This window comes from Sulfitobacter sp. (assembly GCF_036961165.1).
Taxonomy (GTDB): Bacteria; Pseudomonadota; Alphaproteobacteria; order Rhodobacterales; family Rhodobacteraceae; genus Sulfitobacter.
This window is the reverse complement of sequence record NZ_JBALVJ010000001.1, coordinates 83,046-106,666: the sequence shown is the minus strand read 5'-3', so window position 1 is coordinate 106,666 and position 23,621 is coordinate 83,046. Positions and strand designations below refer to the sequence as shown.

21 protein-coding genes are annotated in these 23,621 nt (G+C 57.9%); 9 read left to right on the top strand and 12 right to left on the bottom strand.

The annotated features are described in order from the left end of the window. Positions 1-13: 13 nt before the first annotated feature. Genes V7730_RS00535 through V7730_RS00520 form a run of 4 tightly spaced genes read right to left on the bottom strand, consistent with a single transcriptional unit; the run spans position 14 to position 5,062 of the window. A complete protein-coding gene (locus V7730_RS00535; RefSeq protein ID WP_335745617.1) occupies positions 14-1,366 on the bottom strand; it encodes an NAD(P)/FAD-dependent oxidoreductase in 1,353 nt (450 codons plus the stop codon). Then, on the bottom strand, positions 1,357-2,520 hold the full coding sequence (gene argE, locus V7730_RS00530) for an acetylornithine deacetylase (RefSeq protein WP_335745616.1): 1,164 nt from the start codon (positions 2,518-2,520) through the stop codon (positions 1,357-1,359). Before argE ends, V7730_RS00535 begins: the two co-directional genes overlap by 10 nt. Then, positions 2,517-3,227 carry an SDR family NAD(P)-dependent oxidoreductase gene (locus tag V7730_RS00525; RefSeq protein WP_335745615.1) on the bottom strand — a complete coding sequence of 237 codons (711 nt, stop codon included), beginning with the start codon at positions 3,225-3,227 and terminating at the stop codon, positions 2,517-2,519. Before V7730_RS00525 ends, argE begins: the two co-directional genes overlap by 4 nt. Before the next feature lie 2 nt (positions 3,228-3,229). Continuing rightward, positions 3,230-5,062: an ABC transporter ATP-binding protein gene (locus tag V7730_RS00520; protein WP_335745614.1), complete on the bottom strand. Its 1,833-nt coding sequence runs from the start codon at positions 5,060-5,062 to the stop codon at positions 3,230-3,232. Positions 5,063-5,114: 52 nt separating this feature from the next. On the opposite strand from V7730_RS00520, the gene V7730_RS00515 reads away from it, so the two are divergent. The 4 genes from V7730_RS00515 to V7730_RS00500 all read left to right on the top strand — a co-directional run bounded on the left by V7730_RS00515 (position 5,115) and on the right by V7730_RS00500 (position 9,298). Continuing rightward, on the top strand, positions 5,115-5,330 hold the full coding sequence (locus V7730_RS00515) for a hypothetical protein (RefSeq protein ID WP_335745613.1): 216 nt from the start codon (positions 5,115-5,117) through the stop codon (positions 5,328-5,330). 82 nt (positions 5,331-5,412) lie between these two features. Next, complete coding sequence (locus V7730_RS00510; protein ID WP_335745612.1) at positions 5,413-7,131, top strand: peptide ABC transporter substrate-binding protein; 1,719 nt, start codon at positions 5,413-5,415, stop codon at positions 7,129-7,131. 105 nt (positions 7,132-7,236) lie between these two features. Continuing rightward, complete coding sequence (locus V7730_RS00505; RefSeq protein ID WP_335745611.1) at positions 7,237-8,304, top strand: ABC transporter permease; 1,068 nt, start codon at positions 7,237-7,239, stop codon at positions 8,302-8,304. Then, on the top strand, positions 8,297-9,298 hold the full coding sequence (locus V7730_RS00500) for an ABC transporter permease (RefSeq protein ID WP_335745610.1): 1,002 nt from the start codon (positions 8,297-8,299) through the stop codon (positions 9,296-9,298). Before V7730_RS00505 ends, V7730_RS00500 begins: the two co-directional genes overlap by 8 nt. 84 nt (positions 9,299-9,382) lie before the next feature. On the opposite strand, the gene V7730_RS00495 is transcribed toward V7730_RS00500, so the two are convergent. From V7730_RS00495 to V7730_RS00485, 3 genes are all read right to left on the bottom strand, one after another. Further along, positions 9,383-10,672, bottom strand: a complete 1,290-nt coding sequence (locus tag V7730_RS00495; protein WP_335745609.1) for a DUF3422 family protein — start codon at positions 10,670-10,672, stop codon at positions 9,383-9,385. 245 nt (positions 10,673-10,917) lie between these two features. Beyond that, positions 10,918-12,357, bottom strand: a complete 1,440-nt coding sequence (locus V7730_RS00490) for an NAD(P)(+) transhydrogenase (Re/Si-specific) subunit beta (RefSeq protein WP_335745608.1) — start codon at positions 12,355-12,357, stop codon at positions 10,918-10,920. Between the two features lie 13 nt (positions 12,358-12,370). Beyond that, positions 12,371-13,945 carry a Re/Si-specific NAD(P)(+) transhydrogenase subunit alpha gene (locus V7730_RS00485; protein ID WP_335745607.1) on the bottom strand — a complete coding sequence of 525 codons (1,575 nt, stop codon included), beginning with the start codon at positions 13,943-13,945 and terminating at the stop codon, positions 12,371-12,373. 322 nt (positions 13,946-14,267) lie between these two features. Here V7730_RS00485 and V7730_RS00480 point away from each other — a divergent pair, with 322 nt between their 5' ends. Beyond that, on the top strand, positions 14,268-15,020 hold the full coding sequence (locus V7730_RS00480) for an SDR family NAD(P)-dependent oxidoreductase (RefSeq protein WP_335745606.1): 753 nt from the start codon (positions 14,268-14,270) through the stop codon (positions 15,018-15,020). 75 nt (positions 15,021-15,095) lie between these two features. Here the strand turns inward: V7730_RS00480 and V7730_RS00475 are convergent, their stop codons facing one another. The 5 genes from V7730_RS00475 to V7730_RS00455 all read right to left on the bottom strand — a co-directional run bounded on the left by V7730_RS00475 (position 15,096) and on the right by V7730_RS00455 (position 19,230). Next, entirely contained in the window at positions 15,096-15,875 is a 780-nt protein-coding gene (locus V7730_RS00475; protein WP_335745605.1) for a gamma-glutamyl-gamma-aminobutyrate hydrolase family protein, read from the bottom strand. 123 nt (positions 15,876-15,998) lie between these two features. Continuing rightward, positions 15,999-16,424 carry a GlcG/HbpS family heme-binding protein gene (locus V7730_RS00470; RefSeq protein WP_335745604.1) on the bottom strand — a complete coding sequence of 142 codons (426 nt, stop codon included), beginning with the start codon at positions 16,422-16,424 and terminating at the stop codon, positions 15,999-16,001. Between the two features lie 78 nt (positions 16,425-16,502). Beyond that, positions 16,503-18,632 (bottom strand): malate synthase G, encoded by a 2,130-nt coding sequence (locus tag V7730_RS00465; RefSeq protein ID WP_335745603.1) that lies wholly within the window; start codon positions 18,630-18,632, stop codon positions 16,503-16,505. Positions 18,633-18,752: 120 nt separating this feature from the next. Continuing rightward, positions 18,753-18,908 carry a DUF2256 domain-containing protein gene (locus V7730_RS00460; RefSeq protein ID WP_335745602.1) on the bottom strand — a complete coding sequence of 52 codons (156 nt, stop codon included), beginning with the start codon at positions 18,906-18,908 and terminating at the stop codon, positions 18,753-18,755. A gap of 82 nt (positions 18,909-18,990) precedes the next feature. Then, on the bottom strand, positions 18,991-19,230 hold the full coding sequence (locus V7730_RS00455) for a hypothetical protein (RefSeq protein WP_335745601.1): 240 nt from the start codon (positions 19,228-19,230) through the stop codon (positions 18,991-18,993). A 122-nt stretch (positions 19,231-19,352) separates the two neighbouring features. On the opposite strand from V7730_RS00455, the gene pepN reads away from it, so the two are divergent. The 4 genes from pepN to V7730_RS00435 are packed head-to-tail and all read left to right on the top strand — an operon-like array spanning position 19,353 to position 23,618. After that, entirely contained in the window at positions 19,353-21,905 is a 2,553-nt protein-coding gene (pepN, locus tag V7730_RS00450; RefSeq protein ID WP_335745600.1) for an aminopeptidase N, read from the top strand. After that, positions 21,902-22,639, top strand: a complete 738-nt coding sequence (locus tag V7730_RS00445; RefSeq protein ID WP_335745599.1) for an SDR family oxidoreductase — start codon at positions 21,902-21,904, stop codon at positions 22,637-22,639. Before pepN ends, V7730_RS00445 begins: the two co-directional genes overlap by 4 nt. Positions 22,640-22,656: 17 nt before the next feature. Beyond that, a complete protein-coding gene (locus V7730_RS00440; RefSeq protein WP_335745598.1) occupies positions 22,657-23,187 on the top strand; it encodes a hypothetical protein in 531 nt (176 codons plus the stop codon). 53 nt (positions 23,188-23,240) lie between these two features. Continuing rightward, positions 23,241-23,618 carry a hypothetical protein gene (locus tag V7730_RS00435; RefSeq protein WP_335745597.1) on the top strand — a complete coding sequence of 126 codons (378 nt, stop codon included), beginning with the start codon at positions 23,241-23,243 and terminating at the stop codon, positions 23,616-23,618. Positions 23,619-23,621 lie beyond the last annotated feature (3 nt).

The window sequence follows — 23,621 nt, the reverse complement described above, 5'->3', positions numbered from 1 at the left end:
GTTGAAAAACATCTTAAACGTCAGGCCCCGGCACCATTGGGGTACCATCGCTGAAGCGGGCGAAACGAAAGCGGGTCATGTTGTGGCCTGCTGGGCGATCCATCGCCAGATCGGCAAGGATACGGCCCATTGCAGGCCCGATACCAAAGCCATGACCACTCATCCCTGTGCCAACGATCAGGCCGTCGATGGGCGTGTAATCCACCACCGGCACAATGTCCGGCATGGTGTCGATCATCCCTGCCCACGCCGTCTTTATCCTGACGGTGCCCAGCAGCGGGAACATATCCCCAAAATCGCGCGCAAGCTTGGCGATGATGCGTGGTACAGGTTTGGGGTCAAGGATGCGCATCCGCTCGAACGGGGTCTCGTCCTCGCCGCTCCAACGTCGCTTTGTGTTCCATGCATCGGGAAATCCGTGCGGGGCTGCGGGTTTGAGCCGACAGCCAAACGGGTCGCTGCGCAGTTGTGCTAAGAATTTAGGCAGCGCGCGGAAGGCGTCTGGCCCGACAAACAGCTCTGACGTCATGTTGGGCGCCAGCGAATAGCCCCCGTCGGCGCGACGGCGGAACGCCAGCCGCTGGGACGAGCAGGCAGACTGCCCCACATCCGGCAATGGCTCTGTTGAGGCGACTTGCGAGCGGACAGAAAGTTGAGGCAAAGCAACCCCGTGGTTGCGCAAGAACAAGGACGACCACGCGCCCCCCGCCAATACCACCCGCGGCGCCGCCACGCGGCCCTTTTCCGTCACGACCCCTGCAACTTTGCCACCCGTGATGTCCAGACAGCGCACGGCACAGTGTTCGATAATCTGCACACCCTCGCGCACAGCAATGTCGGCCACGACAGACACGGCGACCCACGGCTCTGCACGGTAGTCGGATGCTGTATGCAGAGCGCCCAAGGGTTGGTCCGTCAAACCGGGGTAAAGCTGCGCAACCTCCGCCTTGCTCAGTATGCGGCTGTTGACCCCGTTGGCGGTTGCATGAGGCAGCCATTTTTCATAGCGCGCCATCGCAGCAGCATTATAACCCAGATAGGTCACACCGGCCTGTGTCAGCCCGATCTGCTGGTTGGTCTCACTAGAGAGGTCTTCCCACAATCTTTGCGCTTCAGCCATGATGGGCATCTCTGCCGGATCGCGGCCCTGCTGGCGAATCCACCCCCAATTGCGGCTCGATTGCTCTGCCGCGACCAGACCTTTTTCCAGTACGACAACCTTGGCACTTGCACGCGCCGCATAAAGCGCCGTACAGATACCAATGATACCGCCACCAATAACCACCAGATCAACGGCCTCAGGCAAAGCGCCGATATGGCGTGGTGCCTGCGACAATGTGATTGGAAAGCCGTGCTTTACTGACAAAGCCGTTCGACCAGTTTGCGCATGAAATCATGGCCCGCGTCGAATTGGGCGATCTCGATAAACTCGTTCGGCTGGTGTGCTTGGGCGATGTCACCTGGCCCGCAGATCACCGCGCTATAGCCTGCTTCCTGAAACTGGCCCGCCTCCGTGCCATAGCTGACCTTGTGGCTGGCGTTATCACCGGTGATCTGGCGCACCAGAGTCTCGGCCTCGCCGTCCTCTTCGGGTTCCAGGCCTGGCACATCAAAGCGCGGCGTGATCTCGATCCGCGTCTCTGGTACGACAGCCTGCATCGCTTCCTCGACCTCGCGCACTTTCTTGAGATAGTCGATCTCCCACTTTTCCTTGTCCTCACCGGGAACAACGCGGAAATCCATGGCGAAATGACAGTCTTTGGCAGTAATGTTATGCGCTGTCCCGCCCGAGATCATGCCAACGTGCACGGTGGTGAACGGCGGGTCGAACATCGCGGCCAGCTCGGACGGCTTGGCCTCCATGTTGGCTGTGTTCTGCTCATTCGCCCATTCAATCAATTTGGCCCCTGCCATGATCGCATTCACGCCAGTGTGCAGCAAAGACGAATGTACCTCGAAGCCCACCACATGGGTGTTGAAGCCAGAGCCACCTTTGTGTCCGGTGACGGCCTGCATGCTGGAAGGTTCACCCACGATGACGGCGCTGCCCTTGGGCACCACGCCTTGCATCGCCTGAATCATCGGCGGCGCGCCGGTGCAGCCGATCTCTTCGTCAAAGCTGAGTGCGATTTGCAACGGGCGTTTGACTCCTGCGTAATGCGCCTCGACCAGCGCCCAAATGGCCAACCCGTCAAAGCCCTTCATGTCACAGGTGCCGCGACCGTAATATTTGCCGTCTTTTTCTACGACACTAAACGGGTCGGTATCCCACGGTTGACCGTCAATCGGCACCACATCGGTGTGACCCGATAGCACGATTGCGCCCTCGACCTCGGGGCCGACATGGGCAAATAGTGCATGTTTAGGCTGGTCGGGATCGATGTAGCGGTGCGACGTGATGCCATGCCCCGACAGGTATTCTTCTACCCAATCAATCAGGGGAATATTCGTGTCACGCGACACGGTTGGAAAACTGATGAGCTTCGTCATCAGCTCAAGCGGGGTCATTCGGTTGGTCACAATCGGTATCCTCCTGAAACGGTTAGCACTTCACCCGTGATAGCGCGTGCTCTGTCACTTGCCAGAAAACAAACGGCGTCTGCAATGTCTGATGGCTCTGCCAAACGCCCAAGGGCCGTCATCTCGACGAATGCTTGGGTCAGCGCCGCATCACGAGGCGCTTGCGGGATGTTCACGGCCCCCGGAGCCACGGCGTTGACACGGATGCCGCGCGGCCCCAGTTCCTTTGCCATTGCGCGCGTCCACAGATCAAGCGCCGCTTTGCTGGCACCATATAGGGCAGCCCCTTTAGGCGGCAGCACCGCATTGACCGACGAAATCCCGATCACCGATGCCCCACGCTCCAGATGCGGCAAGGCCGCAGCGAGCAGTCCAGCCGGAGCCAACACATTCTCGTCAAAAATATCGCGCAAAGCGTCCTGATCAAAACTGTCTACAGGGGAACCTGCGATGTTCCCCGCGTTGTTTACAATCACATCAAGGCGGCCAAACTCTGCGAGGACGGCATCAACCACGCGGCTGTAACTCTGCGGATCGGTCAAATCGGCCTCTACCACCAAAGCACCATCGGGCAAACTGTTGGGCGCTGTCGTCAAATGCGTGATTGCTACCGCATGATCCTCACTCAGCGATGTCGCAATCGCCTGCCCGATCCCACGCGCCGCGCCCGTCACAAGAGCGACCTTCGGGGCGACGCGTGCTGTCATTTTCAATAGCCGCTGTCAGTTATCAGGACCTTATGTCCCTTACCCACATCGCGGTAAATGCTCGGCTCTGCCGTGTAGCTAGCGGGGTGGATCGGGGATGGAATCGGTTTGAAGTTCAGGTCTTTTTCGGCTTTGCGCTTGCGCGGATCGGCAATCGGCACCGCCTTCATCAACGCTTGAGTATAAGGGTGCTGCGGGTTCTCGAAAACCTCGCGGCGCGGACCCAGCTCAACGATGCGGCCCAGATACATGACGCCTACATAATGGCTTACCCGTTCAACCACAGCCATGTCGTGGGAGATAAAGAGATAGGAAAGCTCCATCTCTTCCTGCAATTCCATCATCAGGTTCAGCACCTGCGCCTGTACAGATACGTCCAGCGCCGACACCGCCTCATCCGAGATGATGAGCTTGGGTTTCAGTGCTAGGGCGCGCGCGATCGCGACACGCTGGCGCTGTCCGCCCGAAAGCTCATGCGGAAAGCGGCGCATGAAACTGCGCGGCAGTTCTACGCGGTCGAACAGGGTCTCGACCCACTTCGTGACATCAGCACCCTTCATCAAGCCATAGTTATGGATCGGCTCTGCCACCTGATCCGCCAACCCCATTTGGGGATTGAGCGAGGCAAACGGGTCCTGAAAAATCATCTGCATATCAAGACGTGCAGTCCGCAAATCCTTGGAATTGAGCGCCATGATATCCTTGCCGCCCAGATTGACCTCACCCGACATCGGCTCAACCAGCCGCAGGATCGAGCGACCTGCCGTGGACTTACCGCAGCCGCTTTCACCGACAAGGCTAAGCGTCTGGCCTTTATTGATCGTGAACGACAGGTCCTCGACCGCGTGCACATTCGCCACGGTGCGGCGCAGCAGGCCGCCCGTCACCGGAAAGCGCGTGGTCAGGTTCTTGACCGTTAGCAGGACCTCATCGGTGCCTTTGATCGGGACAATCGGCTTGTCCTCATTGCCCAACAGCTTCATCGGCTCAGGATAATCCTTGCCGGTCATCTCACCCAGCTTCGGCACAGCCGCGAGCAGAGCCTTGGTGTAAGGGTGCTGGGGATTTTCGAATATTTCCTCGACGGTGCCCTCTTCAACCTTGTTGCCACGGAACATGACGACCACGCGGTCAGCCATCTGCGCCACCACAGCCATGTCGTGCGTGATGAACATAACGGCCGTGCCGGTCTCACGCTTAAGCCGGTCCATCAGCGCCAGAATTTCCGCCTGAATGGTCACGTCGAGAGCAGTTGTCGGCTCATCCGCGATCAGCAGGCGCGGCTCGCACGCCAGCGCCATCGCGATCACAACGCGCTGGCGCATACCGCCCGACAACTCATGAGGATATTGGTCGAGACGTTTTTCAGCTTCGGGGATACGCACCTGCTTCATCAGCTCCAGTGCGCGCGCCTCAGCCTCAGCCTTGGTCATGCCCTTGTGCAGACGCAGCCCCTCGGTCAGCTGCTTTCCGACAGTAAAGACGGGATTCAACGCGGTCATCGGCTCCTGAAATATCATTCCTATCTCATTGCCGCGTATCCTGCGCATGTTCTCTTGTTTGGTAGTGACCAGATCGATCTCGCCCGCATCACCGCGGTCAAACATCAGCTTACCGGCCGCGATTTCTCCTCCGCCGAATTCCACCAAGCGCATCAGCGACAAAGAGGAAACCGATTTACCAGACCCTGATTCCCCAACAACGCAGACAGTCTCACCCGGATGGATGTCAAAAGAGACGTCTTCCACGCCTACAACCGGACCATCCTTGGTCTGGAACTCCACACGAAGGCCTTCAATCCGCGCAATTGGCGCCTTGTGAGAATGGTCTAGCATGTCGTTCCTTTCAATTCTCCCCCGCGCAGCACCGGGCGTTAGCGCACACGCTATGCGTAAGCTCAAGGCAGGTCAAACGCTCTGGGTGCATTCTGAAGTGGCAGTTGGGAAAAAAATTAAAGCCTCCTACATTTTCATCAACGGACCGCAGGCAGAACGCTTGCAATTTCTTCACTTTCTGTTTCAATCCGGCTACGCGCTCTGGGGGTTGCTGCAAACGAAAGGTGAAATTGTGTTGTCCTTACACAAGCTTACCATGCGTAATTAAGCCCCTCCGAGAACAATAAGGTACGTCCCCGATAGCGGGGCGATATAGGCACAGTTTATCTGTGTGCAACATGGAGTACGATATGAATATGAAAACCCTTTTGATGGGTGCGATTGCGACGAGCGCATTTGCCCCCGTCGCATTCGCGGATGGCCATCAAGGTGAACGCGGTCGCGACGGTGATGTGAAAATCATTTATTGGCAGGCGCCCTCAATCCTGAACCCATACCTCTCAGGCGGCACCAAAGATCTCGAATCTTCCTCGCTGGTGATTGAACCGCTTGGCCGTTACGACGAAAACGGCGCGCTGGTACCTTACCTTGCAGCTGAAATTCCGACTGTCGAAAATGGCGGCGTAAGCGCAGACCTCAAATCCATCACTTGGAAGCTGAAAGAGGGCCTTCTGTGGTCCGACGGCTCACCATTGACCACAGCCGACGTCAAATTCACAGCCGAGTATTGCATGCACCCTGAAGGCGGTTGCGCGCAGGCGTCGAAGTTTGACGGCGTGGACTCTATGGAAGTGATCGACGATCTGACGATCACGGTGAACTTCACCGAGCCAAAGCCAAACCCATACGGTCCGTTCATGGGCGCACAGTCGCCTATCATTCAGGCCGCACAATTCGCAGAGTGCCTTGGTGCCAAAGCGCCCGAGTGCACCGAAGCGAACTTCAACCCGATCGGCACTGGCCCGTTTGTTGTCACGGATTTCCGTCCAAATGACGTAATCCAGATGGTCGCAAACGAGAACTACCGTGAAGAAGGCAAGCCTGCCTTCGCAACGCTGACCTTCAAAGGCGGCGGCGACGCGGCTGCTGCCGGTCGTGCGGTTATGGAAACAGGCGAGTACGACTACGCTTGGAACATGCAGCTGGCTCCCGACGTACTGGCCAAAATGGCCGAGGGCGGCAAAGGTCTGCCAATCTCTGCTTTTGGTACACTTGTTGAGCGTCTTGAGCTGAACTTGACAAACCCGTCACCAGATCTGCCACCAGAGACACGCGCAACCGTCGCAGAACCACACCCGTTCCTGTCTGACATCAAAGTGCGTACAGCCCTGTCTATGGCAATCGACCGCACACTGCTGACCGAAGTAGGCTACGGCCAGGCTGGTCGTCCGACCTGTAACATCGTTCCTGCACCTGCGCTCTATGCGTCCGAAAACACAGAGTGTCTGACACAGGACATCGAAGGCGCAAAAGCACTACTGGACGAAGCAGGCTGGACCGACAGCGACGGCGACGGCATCCGCGACAAAGATGGCGTGAAACTGGCTATCCTCTACCAGACATCCACCAACGCCGTACGTCAGGATTTCCAAGCCCTGATCAAAGACTGGTGGGAGCAAATCGGTGTTGAAACCGAACTGCGTAACCTCGACGGTTCCGTATTCTTCGGTGGTGACCCAGGTTCGCCTGACACGTTCCAGAAGTTCTATGCGGACGTGGAAATGTATGCCAACAACTTCGATGGCACAGATCCTGAAGCCTACCTTGCCCAGCGTCGCTGTGGCGGTGAGCCAAAGCCATCCTCACAGTGGCAGGGTGAAAACATCAACCGCTTCTGCGATCCAGCCTATGACGCCCTTCTCGACGAGATGGCGCAGACAGGTGAGCTTGAGAAGCGCGGTGAAATCGCCAAAAAGCTGAACGACATGCTGACAAAAGAAAGCATGTCCATGCTCCCACTGGTTGACCGTGGCCGCGTATCTGCCGCTTCGACCACTCTTGGTGGCGTTGTGCTTAATGTTTGGGACTCCGAACTGTGGAATGTCGCAGATTGGTATCGCAAAAAGTAATAACAGTTGTGGCGGGGTCTTCCCCGCCCTACCGTTAAGCTTTACGGGGCGGGGGAGACCTCGCCCTACTTCCACCAACAGACTGATAAATAAAGGCGCCGCTTGATGCTGAATTTCACCATCCGACGACTGCTTCTCTCTATTCCGACGCTTTTATTCATCAGCCTCGTGATATTCATGCTTCTCCAGCTGGCCCCCGGAGACCCTATGGCGCAGGTCCCGCTTACCGTGCCGCCGGAAGTGAAGCAGAAAATGCGCGAAGCACTGGGCCTTGGTGCGCCAGTGCATGTGCAATACATCAAATGGCTCTACCAGTTCTTTGTGGTCGAACCATCTGTCTTCATCGATTTCCTTACCCGCGATAGTTTCTTGTTCGGCTGGCTGCCCGATTCGCAGCTGAGCATGACAATGGACGCCGCCACCGGTACCATGGTCGAGACACAGCGCGTCATCAGCTGGCAGACCCGCAGCCCGGTCATGGACATCGTGATCCAGCGCATGCCGCAGACCCTGTGGGTTGTTGGCCTGAGCTATGTCGTCGGCATCCTGATTGCGATCCCGATCGGCATCTACTCCGCCTACCGCCACTATTCACTTTTCGATCAGGCCGGTACATTCATCACCATGGTCGGTTTTTCGATCCCGCCCTTCTTTACCGGCCCCCTGCTGATTGTGATTTTCTCTGTCACACTGGGCTGGCTGCCGTCTATCTATGACACCACATTGGTGGTCGACAGCTGGGCAACCTTCAAAATGCAGTTCTTGCAGATGATAATGCCAGTGATGGTGCTTGCCCTGCAAACCACCGCACAGATCAGCCGCTACATGCGCTCTGCCATGCTCGACAATCTCAATCAGGACTATGTGCGCACTGCCCGCGCCAAAGGGCTGAGCGAGAGCGTGGTGGTCATGGTGCACGTGCTGCGCAACTCGATGATCCCCGTTGTGACCATCATCGCCTTGGGCATGCCCGCGATCTTTGGCGGTGCGATCATCACTGAAAACGTCTTCAAGGTGAACGGCATCGGTCAGCTTTTGCTCACTGCACTTTTTGCAAACGACCTGCCTATGGTGATGACACTCACGTTCATCTTCGCCATCCTCATCGTTCTGTTCAACCTCATCGCCGACATCCTCTACGGCGTGCTTGACCCAAGGATCCGCTATGACTGAGCAAGCAATCCCCGCCAGCCCCGTCGAAGCCGATCTGGAAATCTACGGTGCGCTCGTCGACAAAGAGCCGTCACAGCCGCCGCGCAGCCAATGGCGCGATGTGTGGGACCAGTTCCGAAAGCACAAAGGCGCGCTCTTCGGTGGTGGCTTTTTGCTGTTCATCACACTTGGCGTGTTGCTTGGCCCCTACCTGTGGGACCTCGCCCCGACCAAGCTTGATATCCGCAACAAGGACTGGCGTCCGATCTACACGCTGTTCTGGGATGGTGACGCAAAAGCAGGCTGGGCACATCCTTTCGGCACCGACCAGCTGGGCCGCGATATCCTTGCGCAGATGATTTACGGCGGACGTGTATCTATGGCTGTGGGTTGGTCGGCGATGATCCTGTCGCTCCTGATCGGCACGGCTGTGGGCGTAGCTTCAGGTTATTTCAAACGTCTCGACTTTTTGCTGATGCGCTTTACCGATCTGGTTCTGTCGCTCCCGATCCTACCGCTGGTACTGCTGGCCGTGACACTGTTCCGTCAGCCCCTTACCAGCTTATTTGGCAGCCCCGAGGCCGGCATGTTCGTGCTAATCGTGTCAGTGATCGCGCTAACCTCTTGGATGCAGACCGCGCGTATCGTGCGCGGTGACATTCTGGCACTGAAGGAACGTGAGTTCATCCTCGCCGCCCGCTCTATAGGCTCGACCAGCAGTAAGATCATTCTGCGTCACCTGCTGCCCAACGTGATCTCACCCATCATGGTGTCGGCGACACTCGGCCTCGCGACTGCCATCATCACCGAGTCAGCGCTTAGCTTCCTTGGCGTGGGCTTCCCGTCAGACTTCCCGACTTGGGGTAAGCTTCTGTCGGATGCGGTTAACCGCATGCAAGAATACCCAGAGCGCGTGATGCTTCCGGGCATCCTGATTTCCCTGACCGTGCTTAGCGTGAACTATCTTGGTGATGGCCTGCGCGACGCGCTTGATCCACGCATCCGCGGCCGCTAATCTTCAGGGCGCGCATGGCATTTCCTGCGCGCCCGTTACCGTCCTCCCTCCCCTCACCCGACACCGACCGCAGGAAGAGACGCCTTAGCCTATACGTTTGCGTAGCCGCCGCACTGCCATCCAAACCAGCGCCACAACTGGTAAGGTCACTACCGCAGTCAGAAGCCCCTTGGACAGCTCCGTCACTTCCGTCAGCGGATACAGCAGATAGCTCACCAGAGAGACCGCGTAATAGCTGATCGCGACCACCGACAGACCCTCTACCGTGTGCTGCAATCGAAGCTGTAAATCCGCCCGCTTGTCCATGCTCTCCATGATCGCCTGATTTTGTGCAGAGCGTTCTACGTCCACCCGTGTCCGCAACAGGTCAGAGGCCCGCAGCGCCCGCGCCGACATTCGCTCCAAACGCCGCTCCATCGAGATGACGGTCCGCATCGCAGGCTCGTACCGGCGCATCATGAACTCGCCAAACCCCTGCCGTCCAGCGAAACGGCTCTCGCGCAATGCCGTGATCCGCTCATCAACAATCGCCTTATACGCCGCCGTACCCGCAAACCGGAATGCGCTTTGCGCGACCACGTTCTCCAACTCAACCGATACATCCAACAGGGCATCCAGCGTTGCCTCTGGCTTTAGCTCTTGTGCGCTCATCTGGGCCATGAGGTCGCTAAGCTGCCTATCCAACTGCCCCACCTTGCCGCCAATCTCGCGCGTGAGCGCAAAGCCAAGCATCGACATGGTCTTATAGGTCTCGACCTCTAGCAGGCGCTGGATGATTCGCCCTACACGCCGTGTGCCTGTCTGTTCAGGCACGAAAACGGCAAACCGCGTGTGCCCTGCCGGATCAATGCGAAAGTCGCTGGCGACCACTGCTGCCCCCTCCAACACCTGCGCGGCGGCAAGGCTTTCTGGCACAAACCATTCGCGCAACTGGTCCAGCATATATTCTTGCTCGGCGGGCTCCGGCATCAACCGTAAAAGACATGACGTCAGCCGTTGGCCGGGCGCTGCATCGAGCCAATGAGCCGGAAAGACGTCAAACTCTGCCGGATCGAAGGGACGCGCGCTAAGTTCATCCCCTAAGACAGTATAGGTCACGAACTCGGTGTGCTGCTCCCACTTTAGATGGAACTTACCCATCGCCCCGTAATAGTGCGTGGCATCAGGGTCCGGCAGCGGCGCACCGTAGTGCTTCAACAAGGCGACCAGATGCTCCATATCCGCGCCACGGTCCCGACTACGGGCCGCTGCATCGCCTGCCTGCTTGATCGCCAGAAACGCCACAACCTGAGGCGCACCGACGTTGGGAAAAGGCCGCGCGTGCAGCTCTCTGGTCAAGGCATAGCGCAGCGGATGGTCTGAAATGGGGGGCATGGTGCAAGTTCTCCAGCAGGTTTCCACCTTCATGGCCCAAAGCCAGTCAACGGCTCAACGATGAAGAGGCTGATTTAAAGATAGTTTGGGCGCACCGTTGCATACTTTTCCACCTATCGGAAATTGCACCGTCCTGATCCTATGTGTAGACCCTGCATTCTATGAGCGCAAAAGCAAAACGCCCCGCTGTTTGCAGCAGGGCGTTTCAGATTATGTGTTCACCGATTTACGATAAATCGTCGGCCTTAGTCGATCATCGGCAGAAGTTTGTCCAAAGAGGCCTTTGCATCGCCATAGAACATGCGCGTGTTCTCTTTGTAGAACAGCGGGTTCTCGATGCCGGAGTATCCGGTGCCCTGACCGCGCTTGGAGACAAACACCTGCTTGGCCTTCCAACATTCCAGAACCGGCATACCGGCGATGGGGCTGTTGGGATCATCCTGTGCAGCGGGGTTCACGATGTCGTTGGAGCCAATAACAATCGCCACGTCGGTGGTGGGGAAATCTTCGTTGATCTCGTCCATCTCCATCACGATGTCATAAGGCACTTTGGCCTCCGCCAGCAGCACGTTCATGTGGCCCGGCAGACGCCCCGCAACGGGGTGAATGGCGAAACGCACTTTCTTACCCTTTGCACGCAGCTTGCGCACCAGTTCGGCAACACCGCTTTGTGCCTGAGCAACCGCCATACCGTAACCGGGGATGATGATGACGCTGTCAGCTTCGTTAAGGGCCGCTGCAACACCTTCTGCCTCAATCGCGATCTGCTCACCTTCAACGGCCATCTGGTCGCCCGCAGGACCGCCAAAGCCACCAAGGATAACGGAAACGAATGAACGGTTCATCGCCTTACACATGATGTAGGATAGGATCGCACCAGATGAACCTACCAACGCGCCCACAACGATCAGCAGATCGTTGCCAAGTGAGAAGCCAATCGCCGCCGCAGCCCAACCCGAATACGAGTTCAGCATCGAGACAACCACCGGCATATCCGCGCCGCCGATCCCCATGATCAGGTGGTAGCCGATGAACAGCGCCGCCAGTGTCATGATGAACAGCGGGAAGAAACCACCCGTGTTAAAGTACCAAACCAGCGAGATCAGAGAGATACCAGCAGCCGTCGCATTCAGCAGGTGACCGCCCGGCAGCTTTTCCGCCGTAGAAGTTACACGGCCCGCCAGCTTGCCATAGGCAATCACAGAACCCGTGAAGGTCACCGCACCGATGAAGACACCAAGGAACAGCTCTACCCGCAGGATGTTAAGCTCTACCGCCGATTTCTTGGCAATAAGTGCTGCGAACGTGCCCAGCTCTTTGATGTCGCTGCCGCTTGCGACGAAATCCGCCACGCGGCCCATCTCGAAGTGTGCGATCAGACCAACGAAAACCGCTGCCAGACCGACAAGGCTGTGCATCGCTGCAACCAGCTCTGGCATCTGAGTCATCTGAACCCGTGTCGCCAGTTGGTACCCGATTGCACCGCCGCCCGCGATCAGGATGATCGACAGCAGCCAGAAGCCCGAACCGGGGCCAATCAGCGTTGCCGCCACGGCCAAAGCCATACCGACAATGCCGTACCAAACCGCGCGCTTGGCGCTTTCTTGCCCGCTCAGTCCACCCAACGAGAGGATGAAGAGGATAGCTGAGACCACATAGGCCGCTGTTGTGAAACCAAAATCCATGATCCGCGCTCCCTTAAGATTTCTGGAACATGGCGAGCATGCGCCGTGTCACGAGGAAGCCACCGAAAATGTTGATCCCGCACATAAACAGGGACAAGGCAGCAAGTAAGATCACAAGGAAGGAGGCAGAACCGATCTGCATCAGCGCGCCCAGAATGATGATCGAGGAGATCGCATTGGTCACAGCCATCAGCGGTGTGTGCAGGCTGTGCGCCACGCCCCAAATAACCTGGAAACCGATAAACACAGACAGAACAAACACGATAAAGTGCTGCATAAAGCTTGCCGGGGCGACGAGACCCACGGCCAGCAACAACGCACCACCGACACCCAGCAGGATCGCCTGATTTTTGGTCTGCGCCTTGAACGCTGCCGTCTCGACTGCGCGTTTTTCTTCCGCTGTCAGCTCTTTCACTGCCGGCTTTTTGGGCGCTGCTGCAATCGCGGCCACTTTTGGAGGTGGCGGCGGGAACGTGACGGCGTTTGCATGGGCAATGGTTGCCCCGCGGATCACGTCATCTTCCATGTTGTGATTGATAACGCCGTCTTTTTCCGGCGTCAGATCCGTCATCAGATGGCGGATATTTGTCGAATACAGCGTCGATGCTTGCGCGCTCATCCGGCTTGGGAAGTCAGTATAGCCGACGATGGTCACGCCATTTTCGGTCACGATCTTCTCGTCCATGACGGTGAGCTTGCAGTTGCCGCCCTTTTCAGCCGCCAGATCGACGATAACAGAGCCGGGCTTCATCGCCGCAACCATGTCTTCGGTCCACAGCTCTGGCGCTTCGCGGTTGGGGATCAGCGCGGTTGTGATCACGATGTCCACTTCGGGCGCAAGCTCACGGAACTTGGCCAGCTGCGCTTCGCGGAACTCGGGGCTTGAAACAGAGGCGTAACCGCCTGTTGCGGCGCCGTCTGTCTGCTCTTCTTCGAAATCGAGGTAGACGAATTCAGCGCCCATTGACTCAACTTGTTCAGCCACTTCGGGCCGCACGTCGAATGCCAACGTGATCGCACCAAGGCTGGTGGCTGTCCCGATCGCGGCCAGACCGGCAACGCCCGCCCCCACAACCAGCACCTTCGCCGGAGGCACCTTGCCCGCAGCCGTAATCTGACCGGTAAAGAAGCGGCCAAAGTTGTTGCCCGCCTCGATCACCGCGCGGTAACCCGCGATATTGGCCATAGAGGACAGCGCATCCATCTTCTGGGCACGGCTGATGCGCGGGATCATCTCCATCGCGACAACCGTGGCGCCCTTTTTGGCCGCCGCCTTCATCTTAGCTTTATCAGCCACAGGGCTGAAGAACGAGACCAGCGTCTGTCCTTCGCGCAGTTTTTTCATTTCTGTGGTGTTGGGCACGCGCACTTTTGCGACGACATCCGCCTCTTTCCACAGGGCTGCAGCGGTCTTGACCACAGTCACTCCCGCATCCGTGTAGGACGCATCGTCGAACCCTGATGCCGCTCCCGCACCGGTTTCAATGAGGCACTCGTGCCCAAGTTTTTGCAATTGCAGAGCACTGTCTGGCGTCATCGCCACGCGGCGCTCGCCTTCGAATACCTCTTTAGGTGTCCCGATCTTCACTCAAAATCTCCCAAATTTGCGTTTGGTGCCGAAACTGGCGTGTCGCAGATTATCATTTGACCTACCCCGCAGATTACTGACAAACAAGCGCCCGCCCTACATAAGACGCAGGGTTTTGCGCCTTTTTTCGGTTGTCGGGAAGATTTTCGGCAGGAAATTTCAGGATTCTGACCTTGAAACAAAATTTCGCGTACCAACAAACCCACGCAACAATGCTGCGGTGGCTCAAATTAGAATCACTCGTATGCCGTTACGTAAAACGCGCGCCCCCTATCGGCGCTGCCGACCCCGCCCTAAGCTCCGGAAAAACAGGAGGATATCAATGACACTTAACGGAAAACACGCGCTTATTACCGGTGGCGGTACGGGCATCGGGCTGGCCATCGCAAAGATGCTGGTGGCGCAGGGTGCACATGTGACCATCACCGGTCGCCGGCAGGAGGTGCTGGAAGAAGTCGCCACTGAAGGCATGACCGCTATGGCGATGGATGTGCGCAACGAAGATGATGTTGTATCCAAGATTGCCGCAGCCGTCGCTGCGCGCGGCCCGATCCAGATCTGTGTCCCGAATGCGGGCCTTGCGACAGGCAAAGCTGCTCATAAAACAGACATGACATTCTGGCGTGACATGATGGCCACCAACCTTGATGGCGCATTCCTGACCATCCGCGAGTGTCTGCCCGGCATGCTCAGCACAGACTGGGGCCGCGTCGTTGCCGTTTCATCTATGGCTGGTCTGAAAGGCCTGCCCGGGGCTGCGTGCTATTCCGCGTCCAAGCACGGCATGATCGGCCTGATCCGGTCGCTGAGCGAAGAATATATGGGCAAGCCCTATACCTTCAATTCACTCTGCCCGGGCTATGTGGATACCGAAATCATCAGCCGCAACACCAAGTCCATCTCGGAGCGGGCGGGCATCTCAACAGATGCTGCGCGCGACATGATGGTAAAAGCAAACCGCCACAAGCGCCTGATAACGGTAGAAGAAGTTTCCGCAGCGGCCGCTTGGTTGGTGGGGCCGGATTCAGGCAGCATCAACGGTCAAAGCATCGAAATCGCTGGCGGCATGATGTAGCCCCCAAGCCTGCTCAAAAAAATCACCGGCATCATCTTGCTTTGATGCCGGTGATCACGCTTCGTCCTTCTGAATTCATACAGCGCGTGCCAGCGTTGCAGGACGCGCGCCTGCAGCCCAGTCATGTGCTGCTTTTCCAAACGCTTCAAACAAGGGACGTGAGACCGGATCTTTTGCCGCCTCATATTCCGGGTGCCACTGCACCGCGAGGGTAAAGCCAGGCGCGCCGTCGACGTAGATCGCTTCGGGTGTGCCGTCCTCGGCATAGCCATCCACCACAATACGCGGCCCCGCAACCTTTATCCCCTGCCCGTGCAATGTGTTGGTGCGCACAACTTCCGCACCCATTACCTTGTGGAAAACGCCACCTGATGTGAAACGCACATCATGGCGCAGCTCGAACTTTTCTTCGAGCGTTCCTTCTGGCGGCATACGGTGGTTCATGCGGCCCGGCAGCTCACGGATTTCAGGATAAAGCGATCCCCCCATGGCCACATTCACTTCTTGAAAGCCACGACAAATTCCGAAAATAGGCTGCCCCGCGTCGACACAAGCACGCGTCAACGCCAAAACCAGAGCGTCACGCGCACGGTCGAATGCACCATGCGCTTCGGTCTCTTCCTCACCGTATTCTTCGGGGTGGACGTTAGGCCGCCCGCCGGTCAACAAGAACCCGTCACAGCAGTCCATCAGCTCACCGACGGATACCAGCGCCGGATCGGATGGAACCAGAAGAGGCATACATCCCGCCACTTGTGCCACGGCCTGACTGTTCATCATCCCGCCTGCATGGACAAGATATTGCTCGTTCAAGACATGACTATTGCCGATAATTCCAATAACAGGCCGACCCATATTGTAGAGCTCCGTGATCAAAGTGATTGATCGGAGACTAACGAGGTTCGGATGATGCCTCAACACCACATTCGCGCGAATGCCTGCATTACAAGCATTCGCGCTACTTTAATAAGCAGTCGCTCAGATTTCGCCAATCAGCTTGGCAGCGTCAATTCCCGCCATCGCTGCAATCGCGTCATTATCCGAGGTATCCCCCGTCACACCGACAGCCCCGATCACATCACCCTTGGACGAGCGCAACAGCACCCCGCCCGGTACCGGAATGACCTGACCACCAAAAACGCCATTCACTGCCGCCATGAAGTAGGCTTGCTGCTCGGCACGCGCCATCTGCGCCGTGCCTGCCATTCCCAACATGACAGCGCCGTAAGCTTTGCCGTGCGCGATCGCAAACCGCCCCGGTGCTGCGCCATCTTGCCGCTCGAAGGCCTGCACATGGCCTCCCGCATCCAGCACAACGGCTGACAAAGGTTTCAGGCCTAGCTCCGCCCCTTTTTCAAACGTCTTGCGGATGATTGTCCGCGCCTTGCTCAATGATACTGTCATGTCTTCGTCCTTATAATTCTCTTAGTCATAGGCGTCCAGCGAAGCCTGAAGGCTCCGCCCTTTAGTCCCGTCATTTCTTCAGCCAGCGGCCTTCAGTTCCAGACGCCGCGCATGCAGCACCGGTTCCGTATACCCCGAAGGCTGGCTTGCTCCTTCAAGGACCAGATCACAGGCAGCCTTGAACGCGATCCCGTCAAATTCTGGGGCCATTGGCCGATACAACGGGTCGCCCGCGTTCTGCCGGTCTACGACCGCCGCCATCTTCTTCAATCCCGCCATCAACTGCGTTTCGGTGATTACACCGTGATGCAGCCAGTTCGCGAGCGCCTGCGCAGAGATGCGGCACGTTGCGCGGTCCTCCATCAGACCTACGTCATTGATATCAGGCACTTTTGAGCAGCCAACACCCTGATCGACCCAGCGCACAACGTAACCTAGAATGCCTTGCGCGTTGTTCTCGATCTCACGGGCGATCTCTTCCGTGCTGAGGTTGCGGCCGGCCAGAATCGGTATTGTCAGCAAGTCTTCCAGCGTGCCGCGCGGACCGCCTGACGCAATCTCGTCCTGACGCGCCATGACATCAACCGTGTGATAGTGCATCGCGTGCAATGTCGCTGCTGTGGGCGATGGCACCCATGCACAGGTGGCGCCCGCTTGTGGATGACCGATCTTTGTTTCGATCATCTCTGCCATACGGTCCGGCATGGCCCACATGCCCTTGCCGATCTGTGCACGACCTTTAAGCCCGCAAGCCAGCCCGATATCCACGTTGCGATCCTCATAGGCGCTGATCCACGCCGAGGATTTCATATCGCCTTTAGGCACCATCGGTCCCGCCTCCATCGAGGTGTGGATTTCGTCGCCGGTGCGATCAAGGAAGCCGGTGTTGATAAACGCCACCCGCGATTTCGCCGCGCGGATACATTCACCCAGATTGGCCGACGTGCGCCGTTCCTCGTCCATGATGCCAAGCTTGACGGTGTTTGCAGGCAAGCCCAGCGCCTTTTCGACATGGGTGAAGATCTCGTCTGCAAAAGCCACCTCTTCGGGGCCATGCATCTTAGGCTTCACCACATAGACCGATCCGGTCAGCGAATTGCCCCCCACGCGCGCAAAATCATGCATCGCGATCAGCGTTGTGATCATGGCATCCATAAGACCCTCGCCCACTTCCAGCCCGTCACGGTCCAGCACAGCAGGGTTGGTCATCAGGTGGCCGACGTTACGGATCAACATCAGCGAGCGGCCCTTGAGCGTCAGGGTGCTTCCATCCGGTGCCGTATAGGTGCGGTCGGGGTTCATCACGCGGTTTACGGTTTTACCGCCCTTCTCAAAGCTCTCTGCCAGATCGCCGCGCATAAGGCCCAGCCAGTTATCATAGGCGACGACTTTGTCCTCGGCATCCACCGCCGCAACGCTGTCTTCGCAATCCATGATCGTGCTAAGCGCGGACTCCATAACAACATCAGACACATGCGCAGGATCGGTTTTGCCAATCGGGTGCGTAGCATCGACTTTGATTTCGATGTGCAGGCTGTTGTTTTTCAACAAGATAGCCGAGGGTGCCGCAGCATCACCTGTGTAGCCCGCAAACTGCGCCGGATCACGCAACGCTGGGACCAGCGCGCCATTCTCAACACTGTATCCTGTCACATCAGTATGGCAGCCGCTGGCCAGTGGTGCCGCATCGTCCAGGAATGCCTTAGCCCGCGCCACAACCCGCGCACCCCGCGCCTCGTCATAGCCGCCGCCGGCAGGCAGATCGCCCAACGCATCGGTGCCGTAAAAAGCATCATACAAAGAGCCCCAGCGCGCGTTGGCTGCATTCAGGGCAAAGCGCGCATTGGTGATCGGCACCACCAGTTGTGGACCCGGCGTAGAGGCGATCTCAGCGTCGACGTTGCGCGTCTCTATCTCAAAGGGCGCGCCTTCAGGGACCAAATAACCGATGTCACGCAGGAAAGAGGTATAAGCTTCTGCATCATGCTCCTTGCCCTGCCGGTCACGGTGCCAGCCGTCAATCTGGCGCTGGATCTCTTCGCGTTTTTCCAGAAGTGCCCGATTCTTCGGGCCCATACCATGCACCAGCTCGGAAAAACCGCTCCAGAAACTGTCTGCTGTGACATCCAGACCGTTCAGCGCCTTGTTTTCAATAAAATCAGCCAGCTGCGCATCAACCTGCAGCCCATTGCGATCAACTCTTTGCATGATATCCCATCCTCTATGCTTTTGCGAAGTTTCCGATAGGAAAGTCCGTTTCACGAGGGATAATAGCAAGCCTAGCTGCTCGCAAGAGGTTTTGGTAATATTACTTTACCAATCTCCAACTTATTGCGCCGTAGTATCCCGATGGCGCCTGCACCGCTCCGAGCAATAGCGCACCTCTTCCCAGACGTCTGCCCATTTTTTGCGCCAGCTGAAAGGCTTTGCACAGGTCACACAGATTTTCTGCGGCAGATCGGATTTCTTTACATGCTTGGCCATCGGCTCTCCCTACTATGCGACAATCCATAAAAAAGGACGCCCCGCTAGGACGCCCCTTAACTGGCAGCTTCGATAAACCAGCTTATTCCGTTGCGGCCGGAGTTTCCGAAGAATTAGTGCCCGGCGCATAGATGTCAGTCGGTGCGGTGGATACGGTAGGACCATCGGATTCCCCATCGTTCCCAGAGCTTCCGACGACAAAGGTATAGCCGACGACGCCAATCATGATCAAAACACCGAAAGCCATCGCGCCCCTTGCCCCCCAGAGGGAAGTACGGTGGTGTTTCTCTTGCTTGTCGATGTTTGTGTCAGGTGCTGACATGATCTAATATCCTATTCGCTTGGCCCCCACTATGGAGGCAGGGTGTTGCAGACCTAACGTATGTTGCGACATAAGGTTCCGAAACACACAGGACCGTGCAGGTCCACCTCAGGAGGTCCCCCATGCGCGACGCTGCCCCGCAGACGATTTATCTTAAGGACTACACGGCTTTCGGCTGGCAGGTAGAAAGCGTGGCGTTGCACTTCACCCTTGACCCGCATCACACCCGCGTGCGCAGCCGGATTACCTTCTCCCCCGATCCCAAAGCCCCCGCGCAACCCTTCTTTCTACACGGTGAAGCGCTCAAGCTGATCAGTGCGAAGATCGACGACCAGAACGTGGACGTGACGCTCACCCCTGACGGGCTGACCTGTCCGGTGCCAGATGTCCCGTTTGTCTGGGAGACCGAGGTCGAGATTGATCCCGCAGGCAACACCGCGCTTGAAGGGCTCTATATGTCCAACGGCATGTATTGCACCCAGTGCGAGGCCGAGGGCTTTCGCAAAATCACCTACTATCCCGATCGCCCCGATGTGATGAGCGTCTTTACTGTCGCCATCGACGGCCCTCACCCCATTCTTTTGTCCAACGGCAATCCCGTAAGCACCACCGAGCATCACGCAGAGTGGCACGATCCGTGGCCCAAGCCTGCCTATCTCTTTGCGCTGGTGGCAGGCGATCTGATTGCCCATGAAGGTCAGTTCACGACCCGCTCGGGCCGCGATGTTGCGCTCAACCTTCATGTGCGGCCCGGCGATGAGGGCAAATGTGCCTTCGGGATGCAGGCGCTCAAGGACAGCATGAAATGGGACGAAGACGTCTACGGCCGCGAATACGATCTAGACCTGTTCAACATCGTTGCGGTGGATGATTTCAACATGGGCGCGATGGAGAACAAAGGGCTGAACATCTTCAACTCCTCCGCCGTGCTTGCCTCGCAAGCGACCTCTACCGACACCAACTTCGAGCGGATCGAGGCGATCATCGCGCATGAGTATTTCCACAACTGGACCGGTAACCGGATCACTTGCCGTGACTGGTTCCAGCTGTGCCTCAAGGAAGGGTTGACCGTATTCCGTGACAGCCAGTTCACTGCTGATATGCGATCAGAGCCGGTCAAGCGGATCGAAGACGTAATCGACCTGCGCGGCCGCCAGTTCGCAGAAGATCAAGGCCCCCTTGCCCACCCAGTGCGCCCCGAGAGTTTTCAGGAGATCAATAACTTCTACACGGCCACTGTTTATGAAAAGGGCGCGGAAGTCATCCGCATGCTAAAAACCCTTGTCGGCGATCAAGCGTATAGCAATGCAGTCACGCTCTATTTTGACCGCCATGACGGTCAGGCCTGCACGATTGAGGACTGGCTGCGCGTGTTCGAGGACACCACAGGCCGTGATCTGACCCAGTTCAAGCGCTGGTATTCTCAAGCAGGCACGCCGCGCGTGAGCGTATTTGAGGCTTGGAACGGCAGCACCTATACGCTGACCTTCCGCCAGAACCTCACCTCCAGCACAACCACACCAAAACCGCTGCCGCAGGTCATACCGATTGCAACCGGCCTGATTGGTCCCCATGGCAGAGAGGTCGCGCCAACCCGCATTCTGGAGATGACCGAGACCACCCAGAGCTTCACCTTTGAAGGTCTCGACGCACGGCCCACTCCCTCCATCCTGCGTGGCTTCTCTGCCCCCGTCGTGCTGGAACACGATATGTCGGAAGATGCCCGCGCCCATCTGCTGGCCCACGACACCGACAGCTTCAACCGTTGGGAGGCCGGGCGGACATTGGCGCGCAACACGTTGATGGACATGATGCTCAAAGGCACGCGGCCCAATCCCGCTTACCTCAGCGGTATCCGCGCGGTCGTCACTGATGACACGCTTGATCCTGCGTATCGCAGGCTGATGATGGCGCTGCCCGGACAGGCTGACCTGGCCACAGCACTGGCTGATAAGGGGCACACGCCCGAACCTGACATCATCCACGCGGCACTTGAGATGATGCGCGATGCCATGGCGAAAAAGCTGTCCGATTTCTTGCCCGCCCTTTACGCGGCCAATCAGGTCACGGCGCCCTACCAACCCGATGCGCAGCAGTCGGGCCAACGCGCGCTTGGCAATGCCGCCCTGTCGCTGCTAACCCGCAGCGACGATGGCGCACAGGCAAAAGCCCAATACGACAGCGCTGATAACATGACCCAGCAGCTGGCCGCGCTTGCCAACCTGATCCGCACCGGACGTGGTGACGCAGCCGTACAGGCGTTTGAGGCACAGTGGAAAGACGACCGTCTGGTGATGGATAAGTGGTTCGGCTTGCAAGTGATCGAAGCTGATCCCGAAGATGCTCATGAGATCGCCGCCGCCCTGACCGGGCATCCAGATTTCAACTGGAAAAACCCGAACCGCTTCCGCGCGGTGTTTGGTAGCCTTGCTGTGAACCACGCAGGGTTTCATCACGCCTCTGGCGCAGGCTACCGTTTGCTAGCGGATTGGCTGATCAAACTTGATCCGGTGAACCCGCAAACGACGGCGCGCATGTGCTCGGCGTTCCAGACATGGAAACGCTATGACGCAGAGCGTCAGGCGCTGATCAAGGCAGAGGTAGCGCGCATTCTGGACACACCGGACCTTAGCCGCGACACCACGGAAATGCTCACGCGGATTGCCGCCGCATGAGCCGTCCTTTGTGCCTGATCACTGGCGCATCAGCAGGCATTGGTGCTGCCTGCGCCCGCCTGGCAGCAGCGCGCGGATATGATCTGGTGCTCACCTACAACAGCGACCGGATCGGCGCACAAAGCGTGGCGGATGCCTGCGCGACGCTTGGCGCGAAAGCGCAGATCATTCAGGCCGATGTTGCCGACCCACAGGCGATTGAGCGTATCTTTGCAACGGTAGATGCCACCGGCCCGCTGGCCGCGCTGGTCAACAATGCCGGTATTGTGGGCCAAGCCACCCGCGCAAGCGAGTTGACCCATGACCGTTTGCGCCAGATGTTTGATGTCAACGTGATCGGCGCCATGCTCGTCACTGCAGAGGCTGTCAAACGGATGGAGCCACTGGGCAGCGGTGTGATCATCAACATCACCTCTGCCGCAGCGCGTCTGGGTTCGGCCAACCAATACGTGGACTACGCCGCAACCAAGGCCGCGATGGACATCTTTACCAAGGGCCTCTCGGACGAGGTCGCCCCTGCGGGACTGCGCGTCATGGGCGTGGCCCCCGGCCTGATCGACACTGACATACACGCCAAGGGAGGCGATCCGGACCGCGCCAGCCGTCTTGCAGGCAACGTTCCCATGCAACGCACGGGCAGCGCCGATGAAGTGGCGCGATCTGTGCTCTGGCTCATGTCGGAGGAAGCTAGCTATGTCACCGGCTCTACCCTCAACGTCACCGGCGGCAGATAATCAAAGGCACGACATCTATGCTTTGTATCCTTATCCTCGGCGGCCTTATTGCTGTAGGTTTCCTTACCTACCGCCGGTTTCAACGCGGTGCCTATTTGGCAGGCGACATGAGTGTTGCCCCTGCCCCCGTACGGGCTGCGGCTAAACGGCTCGGGTTTCATGCGCAGCCTAACGTGCACTCCATCGTCAGCGTCCCCACGGCTGAGCTTTGCGTCGCTGCCATGGCGGTCGCCTTTGCCCAGATGGACGACAAAGTGACACCCGATGAGGACGTCATAATTACCTCTTTAAAAAAGCACCTCCAGCTTGAGCAGCAAGAAGCGCAGGATATGGCCCTGATGGGTCCATGGCTGGTGGAGCAAGGCGGCGGCCCGACACCTGCGTTCGAGCGGCTGACAAAACGGCTCAAACAGCTGGATCATGGGCCCGTTTTCAGCAAGATGATGAATGTGATCGGTGATGTAAAAGCGGCAGGCACCAAGGGTATGGCCAGCGCACGGCAAGCTGACGCAATGGGTACGCTCGCCCGCATTTTCCGCACCGCATGAGCCTGCCTTACAGTTATAAAAACCAAGGGCGCCGGCCCGTCACTGCGCTGATCGTGGGACTGGTCTGGGCGGCGCTGCTGGCTGCGCGCATATGGCTCGATGCCGCGCTGGCTGTGACGCTGACCCTTGCCGCTTTTACACTCCCCGCGCTTTATGATGTGCTGGTCAATCCACGCAGCTACCTAACTTTAGACGCAAACGCGCTACGCTGGCAAAGCGGGCGGCAGCAGGCCAAGATCGCCTTGTCAGAAATCGACCACCTACGCTTTGACACCCGTCTAGATATGTCAGTGCGTCTGAGTGTCGTGCGCCCGTCCGGCGTGAAGATCCGCGTGCCCTATCCCGCCACGCCGCCCCATGCTGCATTTGAGTTGCTGGCAAAAGAGGCCGGTCTGGAAACTCGCAGGCACCATTTCTCTTTGCTGGGATAAACC